This window comes from Pseudoxanthomonas suwonensis J47 (assembly GCF_000513955.1).
In the GTDB taxonomy this organism is placed as follows: Bacteria; Pseudomonadota; Gammaproteobacteria; order Xanthomonadales; family Xanthomonadaceae; genus Pseudoxanthomonas; species Pseudoxanthomonas suwonensis_C.
On sequence record NZ_AZUZ01000018.1, the window covers coordinates 49,157 to 66,379 of the forward strand.

The following is a 17,223-nucleotide window of genomic DNA, read 5'->3' on the forward strand; positions in this document are numbered from 1 at the left end:
AATGCTAAGCCGGAAGTTGGACCGATGGCGCCTCGCCGGCGCCGCTGTCGAGGCCGGCCGCGGTGCACAGGCGGCGCCGGGTCATCGGGCCGAAGCGGAGGGTGTCGGCCAGCGCCTCGAGCATCTCCGGATCGGCCTCGGCGCGGGTCGCGGCCGGGCCCTCGTACGGCAACGGCACGTCGCAGGCGATGGTGGTCAGCTGCCGCCACAGCAGCGCGTGCTCGCGCTGTTCGCGCAGGCGCGCGGCGACCTGGGCGGCGCCGCGCAGGCGCAGGAAGGCGACCTCGTCGACCCGTTCCAGCAGCGCGTCGAGGCTGCCGAAGTGGGCCAGCAGCACCGCCGCGGTCTTGGCCCCGACCCCCCCGATGCCGGGGATGTTGTCGACCGCGTCGCCGGTCAGCGCCAGGTAGTCGGCGATCTGGTGCGCGTGCACGCCGTGGCGGGCCTTGACCCCGGCCGCGCCCCAGCGCTGGCCGCGGGCGAAGTCCCACTGCTCGTCGTGCTCGCCCAGCATCTGCGACAGGTCCTTGTCGGCGGAGACGATGATCCCGCGGTAGCCGGCCGGGCGCGCGCGGTGCAGCGCGCTGCCGATCAGGTCGTCGGCCTCGTAGTCGTGGTCGGCCAGCACGGTGAGGCCGAGCGCGGCGCACAGCGCCTTGCAGTGGGCGAACTGGCGGCGCAGCTCTGCCGGCGCCGGATCGCGGTTGGCCTTGTAGGCCGGATATAGGCGGTTGCGGAAGCAGCTGTCCAGCGCCTCGTCGAAGGCGATGGCGATGTGCCGGGGGCGTTCGCGCTCGAGCAGTTCCAGCAGGAAGCGGGCGAAGCCGTGCACGGCGTTGGTCGGCCAGCCATGGGCGTCGCGGAACTCGTCCGGCATCGAGTGCCAGGCGCGGAACACGTACAGGCTGGCGTCGACCAGGTGCAGCGGCGCGGGGGCCGCGCCCGGCGCCGGCATGCCGTCCGGGTTCACGGCGTCCAGTCCGTCAGCAGGGCGCGCGGGTTGGGGCGGTCACGCTCGGGCACGTCCACGCGCGGGGTGCCGATGTGGACGAAGCCGACGATGCGCTCGCCCTCGCCGAGGCCGAGGGCCTTCGCCACTTCCGCGTCGTAGGCCATCCACGCGGTCAGCCACTGCGCGCCGAAGCCCAGCGCCTGCGCGGCCTGGAGCAGGGCGAAGCAGGCGCAGCCGGCGGTCAGCAGCTGCTCCTGCTCGGGCACCTTGTGCCCGGCCTGGATCCGCGCGACCACGGCCACGATCACCGGCGCGTGCGAGAAGCGGCTGCGGTCCTTGGCGACCAGCGCCGGCGGCGCGTCGGGATTGCGCTGCAAGGCGCGCGCGGCGAGGAACTCGCCCAGCGCGTGGCGGGCGTCGCCGGCGATGCGCAGGAAACGGAACGGGACCAGCTTGCCGTGGTCGGGCACGCGCACGGCCGATTGCAGCATGCGCAGCAGGGTGGCGTCGTCGGGTCCGGGTTCGCCCAGTTCCAGCGAGGGGACCGAGCGGCGCGCGTCGAGCAGTTGCAGCGCGGGAGGGGTATGCATTGCGAGGAAGGGCTCCGCTCCGGCCCGTGGCCGGCAGGCGACAATTATAGGCGGCTGCGCGCCTGTCCCCGGGACAGGGCGCGGGAACGGCAGCGTCGACCACGCGCGCAAGCGATGTGCGGCGCACCGTCTTCACGCGCACGCGGCGCGCTGCATGTCATCACAATGCGCGCGATGCATAGGGATAAACCCCGATTGTCATCGTATCGAGAATATGAATTGCTGACTGGGTCACGGTTGCGTGATGCGCGGTCCCCCTACGATGCGTGAGCGGCATAAGGGGAGCCGTATCCGACCGACGCCCTGGCCAGCGCGGAGCTGTTCGCATGTCCCCCACCCAGCAAGACCCCCTCCACCACCCCGCCCGCGACGCGAGGCTGCTCGCCCTGGTGCGCGACGCCTTCCTGCCGCCGCTGGGCGATGCGTTCGCCGCATCGGTGGCCCGCTACGACGACGTCCTGTTCGATCGCGCCGAGCGCGCCGGCGGTTCGCAGCTGCTGTTCCTCGACGGCATGCGCGAACTGCGCCGCCGCCGCGAGGAGATCGTCGCCCGCTTCCGCGCCCGCCTCGGCCAGGCGTGGGAAGCGCTGGAGTCCGGCGAGCCGCCGTCGGCGGAAGCGTCGCTGGCCAGCCAGTCGACCGGGCTGAGCCTGGTCGCCGAACACGAACTCGAATCGCGCCTGGCGGTACGCAACCTGGCCAGCGTGATGCTGCGCGACTGCAAGGCCGTGCTGTCGCGGCTGGACCGGCGCCTGGGCTGGATCGCCGGCGCGCTGCAGCTGGATGCCGACCGCAACCCGATCGGTCCCGAACACATCGGCGTGGCCGTGCACGAGGCCTTCGCGACCTGCGACCTGGCGCCGGAAGTGCGCCTGGTCCTGATCAAGCTCTGCGAGCGCGACCTGGCGCCCGCCGTGGCCAAGCTCTACGAGGGCCTGGACCAGCGCCTGGTGCGTGAGGGCGTGCTGCCCGGCGCGCCGGCCGGCCCGCGCCCGGCGCCGGCGGCGCCGCGACCCGAACGCATGGCCGAAAGCGCGGCTGCGGCCGCGGCCGGCAGCTATGCAGGCGGCTACGGCGGCGGCTGGGAAGAGCCGGCCGGCGGCGAGGACTATTCCCCGGCCTGGGCGGCGCGCTTCATGCAGCGCTGGCAGGACACCCGCGGCGCGATGCAGCAGCACGGTTTCGACGGCGGTGCCGGCGAAGCGCCGGCCCCGGGTGGCGCGGCGCTGCTGGACGCCCTGCACCAGCTGCTGCAGCAGAGCCGCGGCGCGCGCGGCGACGTGGCGCAGGGAGCCGGCGGCGTGCCCGGGGGGCAGGCCGACCAGCGTCCGCTGAGCCATCGCGAGATGCTCTCGGTGCTGTCGCTGCTCCAGGCCACGCCCAGCCCGACCCTCAGCGCGGCGATCAGCGACGACCAGGAGTCGCTGTCGCAGCGGCTCAAGAGCGAGGTGCTGGCCAACGCGCGCCAGCTGGGCGTGGACCCGTCCAGCACCCGCCTGGACCCGAAGGACGAGGACGCGATCGACCTGGTCGGCATGCTGTTCGACGTGCTGCTGGACGAGCGCGACCTCGAGGGCCGTCCGCGCGAGCTGATCGGCCGCCTGGTGGTGCCGTTCGTGAAGGTGGCGCTGCTGGACCGGCGCATGTTCGTGCAGAAGACCCATCCGGCGCGGCGCCTGCTCAACGCGCTGGCCGAGGCCTGCGAGGGCAACCAGGGCGAAAGCGCCGCCGAGCGCTCGCTGCTGGCCAAGGTCGAGGAGATCATCGAGCGGCTGGTGACCGAGTTCAACGAGAACCTGGCCATCTTCATGACCCTGGAGGAGGAGTTCCGCGACTTCCTCGAGCAGCACCGCCGCCGCGTGGAAGTCACCGAGCGCCGCGCCGCCGAGATCCAGCGCGGCCAGGAGCGGCTGGAGATGGCCCGCCGCCGCGCCGAGTTCGAGGTCGCCAGCCGGCTGGAAGACCGCGCGCTGCCGCAGGCGGTGGCCGAGTTCCTGCGCAATCCGTGGCAGCACCACATCACCCTGGCGCTGCTGCGCGAAGGCGAGGTCGGCGACACCTTCACCGATGCGCTGGAGCTGGCCGACGGCATCCTCGAGGAAGTGGACGAGGCGCAGCGCCACATCGTCGGCAAGCCGTGGCTGCAGAACTGGCAGCCGGGCCTGCGCCAGGTCTTCGCCAGCATCGGCCTGCACGGCGACGCCGCCGACGCGGCGATCGGCGCCCTGCACGACACCCTGCAGGCGGTGGCCGACGCCCGTCCGGAACTGGAGAAACCGCTGCCGGAACTGCCGGAAGTGGCCCTGCCGCAGGCGGCGCCGGTCGAGCGCAACCCGGTCGAGCTGGTCGCCGGCACCGATACGCTGGACTTCGACCACGCCGACGCCGAGCGCATCCGCGGCCTGCCGATCGGTACCTGGCTGGACTTCATCGACAAGGACGGCCGCGTGCAGCCGGGGAAGCTGACCTGGGTCAGCCCGATCTCCTCGCGCCTGCTGTTCGTCAACCGCCGCGGCGTGCGCTTCTGCGTGGCCTCGCCGGAAGAGCTGGCGGTGATGGTGCGGATGGGCCGCCTGCGCATGCACGTGGCCGACGACGGCGATGCCTTCGACAACGCGATGCAGGGCGTGATCGAGCGCCTGGACGCGGTCGCCCCGCAGCAGTCGGCGACGCTGCACTGATCCGGTCCGGGCGGCGCATACCGCCCGGCATCCCCATGGTGGACTTCCCGCCGGCCTCGCCGGCCGGTCCGGGCTGCGCGCCCGCGGCCGGAGCCAGGCCAGGTTGCCGCGTTCTCCCCGCGCCGGACCGGGCACGGCCCGCTCCCCGGGCCGGGCCCGCCATTTGCTAGCATCGCGGCTCGGCTGACTTGCAGGCGAGGGGCGCATGGCGGTGGATGTGCTGGTGCTGAAGGAGACCGCGGCGGGCGAGAAGCGCGTGGCGGCCACGCCGGAAACGGTGAAGAAGCTGGTCGCCGCCGGGGCACGGGTGCAGGTCGAGCCCGGTGCCGGGCTTGGCGCCGGCATCACCGACCAGGCCTACCTCGATGCCGGCGCGCAGCTGGCCGCTGCCGACGCGCGCGCCAGCGCCGAAGTGGTGCTGTGCGTGCAGGCGCCGCCGGCCGAGGCGATCGCCGGCCTGCGCGACGGCGCGGTCCTGGTCGGCGTGCTGCATCCGCAGGCCGACGCCGCCCGCGCCGGGGCGCTGCAGGCGCGGGGCATCCGTGCCTTCCCGCTGGAGCGGCTGCCGCGCACCACCCGCGCGCAGGCCATGGACGTGCTCAGCTCGCAGGCCGGCATGGCCGGCTACAAGGCGGTGCTGATCGCCGCGCAGCTGGCGCCGCGCTTCTTCCCGATGCTGACCACCGCCGCCGGCACGATCCGTCCTTCGAAGGTGCTCATCGTCGGCGCCGGCGTGGCCGGCCTGCAGGCAATCGCCACCGCGCGCCGGCTTGGCGCGCAGGTGGAAGGCTTCGACGTGCGCCCGGAAACGCGCGAACAGATCGAATCGCTGGGCGGCAAGTTCCTCGACCTGGGCGTGAGCGCGGCGGGCGAGGGCGGTTATGCGCGCGCGCTGACCGACGAGGAACGCGCGCTGCAGCAGCAGCGCCTGGCCGACCACCTCAGGGGCATCGACGTGGTGGTCTGCACAGCGGCGGTACCGGGGCGCCCGGCGCCGAAGATCGTCAGTTCGGCGATGGTGGCCGGGATGAAGCCCGGCAGCGTGATCGTCGACCTGGCCGCCGAGACCGGCGGCAACTGCGAGGCGACCCGTCCCGGCGAGACCATCGAGGCCGGCGGCGTCACCGTCGCCGGCCCGCTCAACCTGGCCAGCATGGGCGCGGTGCACGCCAGCGAGATGTACGCGCGCAACGTCTACAACTTCGTCGCGCTGTTCCTGAAGGGCGGCGAGCTGGCGTTCGACTGGAACGACGAGCTGCTGGCGAAGACGGCGTGGCCGGAGCCGCCGGCGGCGGCCGCCGCGGACGCGCGGGCAGGGGCTGGCGCGGCCGGCTGACGGGGCGCGCCCGCTGCTGCGGGTGTGGCGGGCTCAGTCCTTCTTCGCCGGCGCCGGGTGCTCGCGCAGCCACTGCTGGCGCTGCTCCGGAGTCATCTTCGACCAGCGTTCGCGGAAGGCCTGGCGCTGCTCGGCCGGCAGGTCGCGGGTGTAGTGGAAGATCGCGCGCGCATGTTCGCGCTGCGCCGGGGTCATGTCCTCGAAGCGGCGCATGCCGCGGCGGGCACGTTCGCGTTCGTCCGGCGGCAGGGTCTTCCAGCGCTGCGCGTGCTCGTACATCCGCACCCGCTCCTGAGGCGAGGAGTTCCAGCGTTCGCGCAGCGGAGCAATCAGCAGCTCGCGCTGCTCCGGGCTGAGCTGCTCCCAGGCCGGCAGGTCCGCGGGACGGGTCTTCGTGGCGGCCGGCTTCGGCGCGGCCGGGGTGGCCGGGGCGGAGATGGCCGCCACCGGCGCGAGCAGGGCCAGCGCCAGCAGGCAGGAGAGGAGGCGTCGGGATTGCATGGTCTTACTCCATTGCCAGGGCCGTGGCGTCGACCGAGTCCAGCCACAGGTAGAAACCGGGGTCGTTCTCCAGCGCCACGGCCGGGTCGGTTGCGGGGGCGAGGAAGTCGGCCGGTACCTCGCCTCCGTCGGCGTAGCTGGCCGGCGCATCGGGCGCGGGCGCGCCGGGGCGCAGCATCACCGCGACGGCGAGCGTCGCCGCCACCGCGCCGCCGGCCAGCCACGAGGCCAGCAGGGGGCGGCGGCGGGGCGGGGCCGAGGTCGCGGCATGGCGCGCCTGGCGCAGGCGCGCCAGGGTGGCCGGCGAGACATTCGCCAGGGCGGCCTGGTGCAGCTGCCGGGCATGGCGGTCGATGGAATCGCCGGACGATTCGGTTGCGGTCGTCATCGGACGTCCTCCAGTTGCGATTGCAGGGCCTGCCGCGCGCGCGACAGGTGGGTCTTGACCGAGCCTTCCGAGCAGCCCATCACCCTGGCGGTGGTGGCCACGTCCAGCTCCTCGAGCACGCGCAGGGTGAAGGCCTCGCGCTGCCGCGCCGGCAGGGCGCGCAGCGCCTCCACCAGCCGCGCGTAGGCCTCGCGCTGCTCGTGCGCCTGGGCCGGGCCGGCGCCCGGGTCGGCCCAGTCGATGCCGCTGTCCTCGCCTGCCGGCATCTCCCCGGCCGGGCGCAGCCAGCGCAGGCGGAAGCCGGCGCGGCGCTGCAGGTCGATGATCCGCCGGCGCAGGATGCTCCAGAACAGGGGCGTCCATTCGCCGGCCGGGCGCTCGCGGTAGGCGAGCATCTTCATCATCGCGTCCTGCACCGCGTCGAGGGCGTCGTCGCGGTTGCGCAGGCCGGCCTCGGCGAAGCGGAACGCGCGCGGGCCCACCTCGGCGAGGAACGCGTCCAGCGACGCCCAGGTGGGCGTGGCCTGCGTTTCCCAGACGGGGTCGAGGGGCGTCGTCACCAGCACAGCTTAGCCTTGCCCGGGTGGGCGCTGCGCCACAGGGGGCGGGCCTCGGGTGCCTGGTCGAGCTGCTTCATGGGGAACTCCGGTCGGGTCGCCTGCAGCAGGAAACGCACGGGGGCGCCGCCGGTTGACCGGATGTGCGCCATTCATCCTGCGGTTATCATCCGGGCGGGGCGCCCTGCCCGGGAGAGTGGCGGATGAACGACGGTTTCGTTGCGCTGTACATCTTCATGCTGGCGGCCATCGCCGGCCACGTGATCATCTCGCGGGTGCCGGTGATCCTGCATACGCCGCTGATGTCCGGGTCCAACTTCATCCACGGCATCGTCCTGATCGGCGCGATGGTGGTGCTGGGCCATGCCGACACCCCCCTGGAGAAGGCGATCGGCTTCGTCGCCGTGGTCCTGGGCGCCGGCAACGCCGCCGGCGGCTACGTGGTCACCGAGCGCATGCTGGAGATGTTCAAGAGCAGCAGGAAGCCGTCCGCCGGCGAAGGTGGCAAGTGAGCGCCCATGGTGCGGCACGCGACCGTTCCGGGGCGCGCAGGCTGTTCCAGGCGGCCAGCTACCTGCAGTACCCGTTCATGCTGCTGGCACTGTTCTACGTGATGCGGCCGTATTTCACCGGCTTCGCCTCGATCTTCACGGACTTCAACCTGGCCCTGCTGCATGCCGGCGTCGGCATCGGCTTCTCTTCGCTGCAGGATCCGACCACGACCCAGAACGACGTGTCGCGCAAGGTCTGGGAGGATCCGCGCAAGGGCAACCTGGCGATCGGGATCATCGTCGGTGCCGTGGCGCTGGCCCTCGGCGGCGGCCTGGCCGGGCTGTACCTGGGCGGCGCGCGCTGGTCGCAGCTGGCGATGGGCCTGGTGGGGCTGGGCCTGGGCCTGTTCGCGCTGCTCAAGACCGCGATCGAGATGTTCGAGCACCATCGACTGGACCGTAATCCGTCGCGCGCGGCGCGTACGGGCAACGAAGGGGACGAGGCATGAGTGGCAGCGAATTCGATATCCGTACCTGGCTGGTCGGCGCCAGCTACCTGGTGGCGGCCACGCTGTTCCTGCTGGGGCTGCAGCGCATGGCCTCGCCGGCGACGGCGCGCAGCGGCATCCACTGGGCCGGCGTGGGCATGCTGCTGGCCACCGCGGCGACCTTCCTGCTCCCGGGCCTGCACAACCTTCCACTGATAGTCGTCGCGCTGGTGATCGGCACGGTGGCGGCGTGGATTTCCGGCAAGAAGGTGGCGATCACCGACATGCCGCAGATGGTGGCGCTGTACAACGGCATGGGCGGCGGCTCGGCCGCGGCCATCGGCGCGGTGGAGCTGCTGCGCTTCTCGGCGCTGGCGCAGGGCGGCGAAGTCGCCGTCGCGGGACCGGGCGTGGTGGTGCTGACCCTGGCGGTGCTGGGTTCGGCGATCGGCGCGGTGTCGCTGTCCGGTTCGATCATCGCCTGGGCCAAGCTCGACGGCCGCCTCGACAAGCGCGTGGTGTTCCCCGGGCAGCAGGCGTTCAACCTGCTGGTCGCGGTGGCGATGGCGGTGCTGGGCGTGCTCGCCGCCACCACCTTGCAGCCCTGGGCGATCGTCGCTTTCTTCCTGGTCGCGCTGCTGCTGGGCGTGCTGATGACCTTGCCGATCGGCGGCGCCGACATGCCGGTGGTGATCTCGCTGTACAACGCATTCACCGGCCTGGCGGTGTCGTTCGAAGGCTACGTGCTGGGCAACGAGGCGCTGATCATCGCCGGCATGATGGTCGGCGCGGCCGGCATCCTGCTGACCCGGCTGATGGCCAAGGCGATGAACCGGCCGATCTCCGGGGTGCTGTTCGGCAGCTTCGGCGGCGGCGGACAGGCGCAGGAGATCACCGGCTCGCAGAAGCCGATCGAGGCCGGCGACGTGGCGGCGATGATGGCCTATGCCGAGCGCGTGGTGATCGTGCCCGGCTACGGCCTGGCCGTGGCCCAGGCCCAGCACAAGATCTGGGAGCTGGCGCAGCGCCTGATCGACCGCGGGGTCAAGGTGAAGTTCGCGATCCACCCGGTGGCCGGACGCATGCCCGGGCACATGAACGTGCTGCTGGCCGAGGCTGGCGTGCCCTACGACCTGATCGCGGACATGGACGACATCAACCCGGAGTTCCCGACCACCGACGTGTCGCTGGTGATCGGCGCCAACGACGTGGTCAACCCGGTGGCGAAGACCGATCCGGCCAGTCCGATCTACGGCATGCCGATCCTGGACGTGGTCGAATCGAGGAACGTCGTGGTGATCAAGCGCGGCAAGGGCACCGGCTTCGCCGGCATCGAGAACGCGCTGTTCTACGCCGACAACACCCGCATGCTCTACGGCGACGGCGCGGAAATGGCCAGCGCGCTGGTCAGCGAACTGAAGGCGCTGGACGGCGGCGGGCACTGAGGCGCCAAACACCGGACCGGATCTACAGGGGGAGACGGGGAATGAAAACTGCAAACCTGGTGGCCAGGCTGGGCGGCGCCTGCCTGTGCCTGTCTGCAACCCTGGCCTGTGCCCAGGATGCATCCCGGAAAGAGGGATGGTGGGCCGAGGTCCGGGGCGAGGAATCTCCCGCTGCCGAAGCAGCCGTCGAGGCTCCTGCGGGCGGCACGGAACTGACCCAGCCCAGTGGCGCGCTGCTGCCTCCCGGCGCGGCTAGCCGAGGGGCTTTCGAATGCGTGGAAGTGCGACGCTTCGAGGTCGGCGCAGGCGACGGATTCATCACCAGCAAGGAAACCGCGAGGGCTGCCACCATCCCGCAAGCGCGGCTGGACGACCTGCAGCGTGCCGTTGCCGGGCAGGTGCCGGAAAAGGCCCGTGGGTTGCGTGCGACCCTGGTCGGCCCGTCCTGGCCGGCTTGCCCGGACCCGGAGCGCGCCCTCGTCCTGGGGGGGCGCGTGGTCGACTACAAGGCCGGCAACCAGGCCCTGCGTTACTTCGTCGGCTTCGGTGCCGGAGCGCAGAAATTCGCAGTCGAGGTCTGGCTGGCCCGGAAGTCCGACGGAGCGCTCGTGGCGCGCGACGAAGTGGTCGATCGGAAGGTTGGTGGCTGGTTGGGCGGGCAATCCGAAAAGGGCGTTGAAGACTTTGCGGAGAAGGTCGGAGGCTTCGTTCGCGACAGCTTGCGCTGAATTGCTAGATTCCTGTCAGCCGACGAAAAGGCCCGGGCAATGCCCGGGCCGGGTCCGCGAGGCGACGGTCGCATGCTTGCGCATGGGCCGGGCGCACCCGCCTGGGAGGGGAAGGGTCGCGGACACCTGCAGCCTCGCCGGTCCGCGCTGCCTGCGATGTGCCGGCTGGCACCGGCAACATGTGCGCAGGTTGCGCTTCGGCAGCCACGCGACGTGCAGTTGACCCGAAGAAGCCACGGCACCTGATGGCGCCGTGGCCTCCGTGGTCGTGTCCGTCAGAAGCGCTGCTGGTACTTCATGTACACGAAGCGGCCGATGTCGAACTGGCCGGAGTAGGGCACGCTGGAGCTGGGCTGGCTGTACAGCACCGGGCCGACGTGGTCGAACACGTTGTTGGCGCCCAGCGCCACCACGCCCCGCCACGGCGTGTTCCAGCGCAGCTCCAGGTCGTGGAAGGTGTTGGAGCCGACCCTTCGGTTCGCGCGGGTCTGCGCCGGGTTGGCGGCCACGTAGTCCGGGTCCGAGCATGCCTCCGGGAACAGCGCCGCCGACAGGCAGGTTTCCTTCTGCGAGGAGTAGTAGCGCGCGCCCCAGGTCGCCCCCCACGGCCCGTGCTCCCAGCTGAGGCTGGCGTTGGAGCGGACGCGGAAGGTGCCGACGAAACCGGGGGAAGTCGCCCAGCCGACCAGCTGCTGCGGCAGCGTGTCGGGGTTGGTGTCGGTCTTGATCTCGTCGCGGACGGTGTAGGTGCTCTGCCACACCAGGGCGAAGCGGCCAAAGCCGGTGTCCATCCGGTAGCCGAGGTCGAAGTCGAAGCCCTCGGCCTCGCGGTAGCCGGCGTTGATGCCGGCGAAGGACAGACTGTTGACGAAGCCAAGGGTCGGGTCGCGGGTGAAGTCGACGCAGCGCGACGCGTCGCCCTGGATGTAGCAGTCGTTGAGCGTCTGCGTGGGACTGTCGGCGACGATCGTGTCCTCGATCCGGATCTTCCACCAGTCCAGGCTCATGTTCAGGCCCTCGAGGAACGGTGGGCTCCAGACCAGGCCGAAGGTGTACGACTCGGAACTCTCCGGGCGCAGCTGGTCGTTGGAGCCGGCGAAGAACGCCACCGGCGTCTGCGAGTTCGGCGCGCCGGCCGGGGTGAAGCCCTGCGCCAGCTGGCGGAAGCTGTCGGCGTTGGCGATGTCCTGGGCGCAGCGCGCGCGCACCCGGGCGTTGGAGGCCGAGGCGCCGAACAGCGTGTCGCACGGGTCGGTGAAGGTGGCGAAGGTCTGCGCGCCGCCGCCGTAGAGGTCGTTGATGGTGGGCGCGCGGAAGCCTTCGGCCCATGTGCCGCGGACCAGCAGCGACTCGATAGGCTTCCACTTGAAGCCGACCTTGCTGTTGGTGGTGTCGCCGAAGGTGTCGTAGTCCGAGTAGCGGCTGGCCACGGAGAAGCTCAGCTCGCGCGCACCCGGCAGGTCCGCCAGCACCGGCAGGTACAGCTCGGCGTAGACCTCGTCGACGCTGTAGCTGCCGCGCGTAGGTCCTGCCGACAAGGTGGTGGAGTTGCCGGTGACGGCCATCGCGTCGGGCACGAAGCGCCCGGATTCTTTTCGGTTCTCCACGCCGACGGCGAAGGCCGCGTCGCCACCGGGCAGGGCGAACAGCGAGCCGGACAGCAGCGCGCTGAATGCCTCGGTCTCGGCCACGCCCGAGGAGTTGAGCGTCTGGAACAGGAAGTCGCGCAGCTCCGGGTTGCCGGTCAGGCCGCCGTCGCCGGTGCGGCCGTAGGGGATGAAGGGGTTCCACGGCACGCAGCTGGCCAGCGGCACCGGGTCGTCGGGCGTGCCGCACTGGACCACGCCGTCGGCGTTGAGGAACGAAGGCCCCACCGCCTCGGCCACGCGGGACAGGTTGAGGTTCCCGTAGTTCTCCTGGGTGACCTTGTTGCGGTTGTAGAGGTAGCCGACTTCCCAGTCGAACACCCGCGAGCCGGCGTCGAAGCTGCCTTCCAGCGCCGCGCTGAAGCGCCAGGTGGTCGAGGTCGGCCGGTCCACCCGCGGGATCTCCCAGGTCCGCCGCCAGAACGTCACCTGCTGCGGCTCGGCATTACCGTGATGGCTGCCGAGCGGGTTGTAGTAGCTGTCCTCGGACATGGCGATGCCGAAGGCCGCGCTCTGGAACGGGTAGCCGGCGATCTGCCGCTCGGCCTCGCGCTCGCTGTAGAGCATGCTGCCGCGCAGGCGCACCCGCGGGGTCAGGTCGTAGGTGCCGTCGACGAACAGTGCGCGGCTCTGCAGCGGCGTGCGCAGGTGCATCTGCAGGTTGGCATTGCTCTTGTCCGTGGTGGAGCCGGCCGGATCTGCGGCGCTGTTGCCGACGTTGGTGTCCAGCGCGTGGTAATTGCCGATGTCGCGCCAGTCGGCGCCGGCGTCGAGCACGCGGTTGCCGCCGAGTGAGGAAGGCAGGTTGATCACGCCCCACTGGCTGACCGTGGTCCAGCCGCGGGTCGGATGGCGGTAGCTCTGCGGATAGGCGCTGTAGGGGCGGTCGCCGGCCATCACCGCTTCCTCCTTGCGGTACTCCACCGCAGCGGTGAGCGAGCCGCGTTCGCCGGTGAAGCCGAGTACCAGGTCGGCGCGCGTCGTGTCGCCGTCGCCCTCGCTGTACTGGCCGAAGTAGGCGCCGGCCGAGGCGCCTTCGAAGCCGGAGCGGGTGATGATGTTGACCACGCCGGCGATGGCGTCCGAGCCGTACACGGAAGAGGCGCCGTCCTTCAGCACCTCGATACGCTCCACCGCGGCGGTAGGGATCAGCGACACGTCCTGGAAGCCGGAGGTACTGATACCCAGGCGCTTGCCGTTGACCAGTACCAGGGTGCGGGTGGTGCCGAGGTTGCGCATGCTGATGAACTGCCCGCCGACGTTCTCGCCGGCCAGCAGCGGCTGCGCGCGGCTGATCGCCGGGGCGCCGACGGCGGACACGTTCTGCAGGATCTCGGCGACCGACTGGAAGCCCTGCTTCTCGATGTCGGCGCGGGTGATGGTGAGCACCGGCGTCTCGGTTTCCAGGTCGACCTGGCGGATGCGGCTGCCGGTCACCTCGACGCGGTCGAGGGTGGTGGGCGCGTCGTTCTCCTGCGCGGAGGCTGCCGTGGCGGCGGTGAGCGTGGCGGCGAGGGCCAGGACGATGGCGTCGTGCAACCGCGTCGACGTGGGCTTCGGGAAAGAGGGGGGCGGCGCGGCATGGCGCCGCAGGTTGCGATGGGGCTTCCGCATGGACATTGTCGACTCCGCATGGTGGATGCGTGGCGTGCGCCGCGCGCTTCCAACCTACGAATCGTTAACGCCTGCCGGTGTGCGGCCCTGGTCCTGGAACGTGTGCGCGCGTTGCGCAAAGCGCATGCGCTTCAGCTGCCATGTATCTCCACGCGCACTGGGCCCGTGCTTCCTGCAGACGCAAGACGCGCAAACAGCGCGATCGGAACGCCGACCAGCAGCATGTGGGCGACGATGCTGCACGCGACCCACAGCGGATCGCGCGGTTGCGCGCCGGCTGCGGACAGGGGCACGACCACGAGGTTCATCGCCGCATAGAGGAGCAGGCCATAGGCCGCGCCGCACAGACAGGGACGGCGTAGCAGCAACGGCACCCGCCGCGCGGCCAGCACGTACGCGGCCGCCATCGCCGTGGCGATGGCGAAGTGCAGGGCCAGGCCGAGCGTCGCGCTGGCGGCACCTCCGTCGAAGCTGGCGGGCCCCAGTGCGCCCGCCGCCACGCTCTGCAGGATGCGCAGTGGACCGACCCCGGCCTTGAGCCACCAGAACGCCATCGCGTAGAGGATGTCGAGGCTGCCGGCGACCAGGCCGCCGAGCGCGATGGCGACGGCGGGATGGAGCGGCCGTGCGCGGCTCATGCCTGCGGCCCGCAGGCGAGGGGAATGCTGGGCGCTGGCCGTGGCACGCGCGTCGCGAGGCCCGATTTCCGCGCCTGCGTGGCGGTGACGCCGAAGGCCTGCTTGAACGCGCGGCAGTACGCGCTCTGGCTCTCGAAGCCCAGCGAATCGGCGATCTCGCAGATCGGCATCTGCGTATGCCGGACCAGCCGCCATGCCCGCTGCAGGCGCAGCCGCGCGGCGTACTCGGACGGCGTCTCGCCGAACACCTGGCGGTAGATGCGCAGCAGGTGGTGCGGCGAATAGTTGGCGCTGCCGGCCAGCTGCTGCAGTCCCGGCCGGCGTTCGACCTGGCGGCGGATCAGGCTTTGCGCACGCAGCAACCGCAGCAGGGTCTGCTTGCGCCGATGCAGGGTGCGGCCGGTGCAGCGCGCCAGGCAGTCGAGCAGGCGCGACTGTTCGCGCAGCAACGCACCGGCCAGCGCCGGCCAGGCGGCGTCGACCAGGTCGGCATCGCCGTCGCGACCGGCACGCACCAGCCGCAGCAGGGCGCGGGCGGCGCTGCGCGGGCACGGCGCCTCCCACGGCAGCGGCTCCACCGGGCCGCTGTGCCGGCTCCATGCCGCCAGCGGCGCGGACACGCCGATCGCATGGCCGCTGGCGATGCCGGAGAGTTCGCCGTCGCGCCACACCAGCACGTGCCGCGCAGGCAGCGACCAGAAGTCGCCGCCGGCGCGCAGCTGCAGGTGGCCGGTCAGCGGCAGCAGCACGGTCAGCCAGTCGCGCTGCAGGCGGAACACCTGCGGCCGGCCGCGCGGCGACAGGCGCAGCACCTGCAGCGCGGGCGCGGTGGAGGCCGGCTCCGGGGAGGGGGAGGGTTCGGGTAAGACGGCAAGCCTGTGCATGCGACGCCGGTCCTCTTCGGGGGGGCCTCCGCCGGGCCGGCGGGACCGTGCGGTACCGATGCTAGGCAGCCCCGTGGCCTGCTCACAGGACCAATCCGGTCGCGTTTGATCGGGCCAATCGCGACGGTTGTGTGCGCTGCGTCGAACGCGCGGGCTGCGCGTAGCGCGGACTTCCAGGCGCTCCGGCGGGCTGTGACGGCCGCAATGCCATGGTCGTAGCCAAGGCCTGCCCGAAGCGTTTCAATGGGACCAATCCGGCACGGAGCCCGGCCATGTACCTCGAGCTGGACGGAAACGGCCCGCTGCAGGCCCAGCTGATCCGCGCGCTGAAGGCGGCGGTGCTTGGCGGCCGCACCGCGCACGGCGAACGCCTGCCACCCACCCGGCAGCTGGCGCGGGAGCTGGGCGTGTCGCGCAATACCGTGCTGCTGGCCTACGAGCAGCTGCGCGCGGAAGGCTTCATCGAGGGCCGGATCGGCTCCGGCAGCTACGTCACCCCGCCGCTGCGCGCATTGCAGCCACCGGACACCGGCGAGGCGCCGCTGCCGCCGCAGTCGGAGTTCGCCCGGCGCGGGCGCCGCTACCACGACCACGAGCACATGGCCGGCCGCACCGTGCCCGGCATGCGCTACGCCTTCCAGTACGGCGTCCCGATGGCCAACCCGGCGCTGGCCACCGCCTGGGCGCGCGAGCTCGCGCACGCGGCGGCCTACACGCCGCCGGGCTATCCGCCGGCGCAGGGCCTCCCGGCGCTGCGCGAGGCGGTGTGCGACTACCTGGCGCGACGGCGCGGCGTCGTCGCCGCGCCGGAGGACGTGTTCATCGTCGCCGGCACCCAGCAGGCGGTGGCGCTGGCCGCGCGCGTGCTGCTCGATCCGGGCGACGTCGCCGTGCTGGAGGAACCGCACTATTCGGCGCTGCGCGAACTGCTGCAGATCCATGGCGCGCGCGTGCGCACCGTGCCCGTCGACGCCGAAGGGCTGTGCTGCGACCTGTTGCCGCAACCGGCGCCGAAGCTCGCTTGCGTGACGCCTTCGCACCAGTTCCCGTCCGGCGCGCTGATGTCGTTGCCGCGCCGCCTGGCGCTGCTGGAATACGCCCACCGCCACGGCTGCTGGGTGCTGGAGGACGACTACGACGGCGAGTTCCGCTACGACGGCCGCCCGCTCGCGGCGCTGCGTTCGCTCGACCGCCACGGGCGCGTGGTCTACATCGGCACCTTCTCCAAGGCCGTGTTCCCGGCCCTGCGCCTGGGCTACCTGGTGGCGCCGCCGGGACTGCGCACCGATTTCCTCAACGCCAAGTGGCAGGACGACTTCGGCTCGCCGGCGATCGAGCAGGCGGCGCTGGCGCGCTTCATCGCCGACGGCGGCTTCGAGCGCCACCTGCGGCGCGCGGCGAGGGCGCTGCGCGAACGCCGCGAGGCATTGCTGGAGGGACTGCGTGCCACGGTCGGCGAGCGCCTGGAAGTCGGCGACTCGCGGGCCGGTATGCACCTGGTGGCCTGGTGGCGCGGCCACGACGCCGCCGACGGCGATGCGCTGATCGCCCATGCCCGCACCCGCGGGCTGGCGCTGTATCCGATCGCGCCGTACTACCTCGAGCCGCCGGATCGCGCCGGCCTGCTGCTGGGCTTCGCCAGCCTCGGAACCGCCGAGATCCGCGAAGCGGTGGCGCTGTTCGCGCGCTGCCTGGACGAGATGGAAGGAAAGCGCGCCGCGGCTCCGCCGTGACGCATGGAACTCAGCGTCCCGCGCGCCACGCCAGCAGCGGCCCCAGCGCCAGCAGCACCAGGTCGAGCCGGGTATTGGCCATCAGGCTGAGCGTCATCACGTACCAGGCGCCCATCTTCGGCGCCGCTTCCCACGGCGCCATGCCCATCTGCCCGCCGATGTGGCCGGCGGCGACGAACCACTGCACCGCCACGACCATCGTCACGGTGGCCAGCGCCGCCAGCAGGCTTCGCGCCCGGCCGGCCGCCATTCCGCCCAGGCGCAGCATCCACGCCGCTTCCAGCCCCGCCAGCAGCGCCACCCAGCCGTGCTGGCGGTCCGTGGCCAGGGCCAGCGAGGTCCAGGCCACGACCATGGTCACCATGCCCAGCACGAGCATGAACGGCCACAGCCAGCGCGCATGCGGCGGGTGGGCGGATGGCCGGGGGGACGGTGCGGGCGACATCGACAGGGGGTCCGGTAAAAGGCCGTCAAGGATACGCGCAGGCCGCGTGAGGCGGGGCATCGGTTAGAATTGACGGCCTCCCCACACGCCGGCCAGGGCCTGCCTT

General features: G+C 71.9%; 16 protein-coding genes. 7 read left to right on the forward strand and 9 right to left on the reverse strand.

Annotation, left to right across the window (positions count from 1 at the left end; all coding sequences use genetic code 11):
- Positions 1 to 4: 4 nt before the first annotated feature.
- Together M503_RS0106510 and M503_RS0106515 are read right to left on the reverse strand one after the other, a co-directional pair.
- Entirely contained in the window at positions 5 to 955 is a 951-nt protein-coding gene (locus M503_RS0106510; protein WP_028919902.1) for a 5'-3' exonuclease, read from the reverse strand.
- Between the two features lie 11 nt (positions 956 to 966).
- Positions 967 to 1,542 (reverse strand): nitroreductase family protein, encoded by a 576-nt coding sequence (locus tag M503_RS0106515; protein ID WP_028919903.1) that lies wholly within the window; start codon positions 1,540 to 1,542, stop codon positions 967 to 969.
- 326 nt (positions 1,543 to 1,868) lie between these two features.
- On the opposite strand from M503_RS0106515, the gene M503_RS0106520 reads away from it, so the two are divergent.
- Both M503_RS0106520 and M503_RS0106525 read left to right on the forward strand, forming a co-directional pair.
- Positions 1,869 to 4,223, forward strand: a complete 2,355-nt coding sequence (locus M503_RS0106520) for a DUF1631 domain-containing protein (protein WP_028919904.1) — start codon at positions 1,869 to 1,871, stop codon at positions 4,221 to 4,223.
- A 205-nt stretch (positions 4,224 to 4,428) separates the two neighbouring features.
- Positions 4,429 to 5,559 (forward strand): NAD(P) transhydrogenase subunit alpha, encoded by a 1,131-nt coding sequence (locus M503_RS0106525; RefSeq protein ID WP_028919905.1) that lies wholly within the window; start codon positions 4,429 to 4,431, stop codon positions 5,557 to 5,559.
- Between the two features lie 33 nt (positions 5,560 to 5,592).
- On the opposite strand, the gene M503_RS0106530 is transcribed toward M503_RS0106525, so the two are convergent.
- The 3 genes from M503_RS0106530 to M503_RS0106540 are packed head-to-tail and all read right to left on the reverse strand — an operon-like array spanning position 5,593 to position 7,014.
- Complete coding sequence (locus M503_RS0106530; protein ID WP_028919906.1) at positions 5,593 to 6,060, reverse strand: DUF3106 domain-containing protein; 468 nt, start codon at positions 6,058 to 6,060, stop codon at positions 5,593 to 5,595.
- A 4-nt stretch (positions 6,061 to 6,064) separates the two neighbouring features.
- Positions 6,065 to 6,448, reverse strand: coding sequence for a hypothetical protein (locus tag M503_RS0106535; RefSeq protein ID WP_037060712.1), 384 nt, complete (start codon positions 6,446 to 6,448; stop codon positions 6,065 to 6,067).
- Positions 6,445 to 7,014 carry an RNA polymerase sigma factor gene (locus M503_RS0106540; RefSeq protein ID WP_028919907.1) on the reverse strand — a complete coding sequence of 190 codons (570 nt, stop codon included), beginning with the start codon at positions 7,012 to 7,014 and terminating at the stop codon, positions 6,445 to 6,447. The genes M503_RS0106535 and M503_RS0106540 overlap by 4 nt, the downstream gene beginning before the upstream one ends.
- Before the next feature lie 194 nt (positions 7,015 to 7,208).
- Here M503_RS0106540 and M503_RS0106550 point away from each other — a divergent pair, with 194 nt between their 5' ends.
- The 4 genes from M503_RS0106550 to M503_RS0106565 are packed head-to-tail and all read left to right on the forward strand — an operon-like array spanning position 7,209 to position 10,157.
- Positions 7,209 to 7,517: an NAD(P) transhydrogenase subunit alpha gene (locus tag M503_RS0106550; protein ID WP_024869448.1), complete on the forward strand. Its 309-nt coding sequence runs from the start codon at positions 7,209 to 7,211 to the stop codon at positions 7,515 to 7,517.
- Positions 7,514 to 8,005 carry a hypothetical protein gene (locus M503_RS0106555; protein ID WP_051414333.1) on the forward strand — a complete coding sequence of 164 codons (492 nt, stop codon included), beginning with the start codon at positions 7,514 to 7,516 and terminating at the stop codon, positions 8,003 to 8,005. Before M503_RS0106550 ends, M503_RS0106555 begins: the two co-directional genes overlap by 4 nt.
- Positions 8,002 to 9,429 (forward strand): NAD(P)(+) transhydrogenase (Re/Si-specific) subunit beta, encoded by a 1,428-nt coding sequence (locus tag M503_RS0106560; RefSeq protein ID WP_028919909.1) that lies wholly within the window; start codon positions 8,002 to 8,004, stop codon positions 9,427 to 9,429. Before M503_RS0106555 ends, M503_RS0106560 begins: the two co-directional genes overlap by 4 nt.
- A 41-nt stretch (positions 9,430 to 9,470) precedes the next feature.
- On the forward strand, positions 9,471 to 10,157 hold the full coding sequence (locus tag M503_RS0106565; protein ID WP_155951979.1) for a DUF4410 domain-containing protein: 687 nt from the start codon (positions 9,471 to 9,473) through the stop codon (positions 10,155 to 10,157).
- Between the two features lie 275 nt (positions 10,158 to 10,432).
- Here the strand turns inward: M503_RS0106565 and M503_RS0106570 are convergent, their stop codons facing one another.
- From M503_RS0106570 to M503_RS16800, 3 genes are all read right to left on the reverse strand, one after another.
- Entirely contained in the window at positions 10,433 to 13,417 is a 2,985-nt protein-coding gene (locus tag M503_RS0106570) for a TonB-dependent receptor domain-containing protein (RefSeq protein WP_081720963.1), read from the reverse strand.
- Positions 13,418 to 13,548: 131 nt separating this feature from the next.
- Positions 13,549 to 14,055, reverse strand: a complete 507-nt coding sequence (locus M503_RS15845; protein ID WP_051414335.1) for a hypothetical protein — start codon at positions 14,053 to 14,055, stop codon at positions 13,549 to 13,551.
- Complete coding sequence (locus M503_RS16800; RefSeq protein WP_155951980.1) at positions 14,052 to 14,939, reverse strand: helix-turn-helix transcriptional regulator; 888 nt, start codon at positions 14,937 to 14,939, stop codon at positions 14,052 to 14,054. The genes M503_RS15845 and M503_RS16800 overlap by 4 nt, the downstream gene beginning before the upstream one ends.
- A 272-nt stretch (positions 14,940 to 15,211) precedes the next feature.
- Here M503_RS16800 and M503_RS15855 point away from each other — a divergent pair, with 272 nt between their 5' ends.
- Complete coding sequence (locus M503_RS15855; RefSeq protein WP_024869441.1) at positions 15,212 to 16,672, forward strand: PLP-dependent aminotransferase family protein; 1,461 nt, start codon at positions 15,212 to 15,214, stop codon at positions 16,670 to 16,672.
- A gap of 10 nt (positions 16,673 to 16,682) precedes the next feature.
- Here the strand turns inward: M503_RS15855 and M503_RS0106590 are convergent, their stop codons facing one another.
- Entirely contained in the window at positions 16,683 to 17,117 is a 435-nt protein-coding gene (locus M503_RS0106590) for a hypothetical protein (protein WP_037060714.1), read from the reverse strand.
- Positions 17,118 to 17,223 lie beyond the last annotated feature (106 nt).

Excerpts from the sequence above, each read along its gene's own strand:
- M503_RS0106530 (WP_028919906.1), bottom strand. The coding sequence starts at position 6,060 with ATGCAATCCCGACGCCTCCTCTCCTGCCTGCTGGCGCTGGCCCTGCTC.
- M503_RS0106565 (WP_155951979.1), top strand. The coding sequence starts at position 9,471 with ATGAAAACTGCAAACCTGGTGGCCAGGCTGGGCGGCGCCTGCCTGTGC.
- M503_RS15845 (WP_051414335.1), bottom strand. The coding sequence starts at position 14,055 with ATGAGCCGCGCACGGCCGCTCCATCCCGCCGTCGCCATCGCGCTCGGC.
- M503_RS0106520 (WP_028919904.1), top strand. The coding sequence starts at position 1,869 with ATGTCCCCCACCCAGCAAGACCCCCTCCACCACCCCGCCCGCGACGCG.
- M503_RS15855 (WP_024869441.1), top strand. The coding sequence starts at position 15,212 with ATGTACCTCGAGCTGGACGGAAACGGCCCGCTGCAGGCCCAGCTGATC.
- M503_RS0106535 (WP_037060712.1), bottom strand. The coding sequence starts at position 6,448 with ATGACGACCGCAACCGAATCGTCCGGCGATTCCATCGACCGCCATGCC.
- M503_RS0106560 (WP_028919909.1), top strand. The coding sequence starts at position 8,002 with ATGAGTGGCAGCGAATTCGATATCCGTACCTGGCTGGTCGGCGCCAGC.
- M503_RS0106510 (WP_028919902.1), bottom strand. The coding sequence starts at position 955 with ATGCCGGCGCCGGGCGCGGCCCCCGCGCCGCTGCACCTGGTCGACGCC.
- M503_RS0106570 (WP_081720963.1), bottom strand. The coding sequence starts at position 13,417 with ATGCGGAAGCCCCATCGCAACCTGCGGCGCCATGCCGCGCCGCCCCCC.
- M503_RS16800 (WP_155951980.1), bottom strand. The coding sequence starts at position 14,939 with ATGCACAGGCTTGCCGTCTTACCCGAACCCTCCCCCTCCCCGGAGCCG.
- M503_RS0106590 (WP_037060714.1), bottom strand. The coding sequence starts at position 17,117 with ATGTCGCCCGCACCGTCCCCCCGGCCATCCGCCCACCCGCCGCATGCG.
- M503_RS0106525 (WP_028919905.1), top strand. The coding sequence starts at position 4,429 with ATGGCGGTGGATGTGCTGGTGCTGAAGGAGACCGCGGCGGGCGAGAAG.
- M503_RS0106515 (WP_028919903.1), bottom strand. The coding sequence starts at position 1,542 with ATGCATACCCCTCCCGCGCTGCAACTGCTCGACGCGCGCCGCTCGGTC.
- M503_RS0106550 (WP_024869448.1), top strand. The coding sequence starts at position 7,209 with ATGAACGACGGTTTCGTTGCGCTGTACATCTTCATGCTGGCGGCCATC.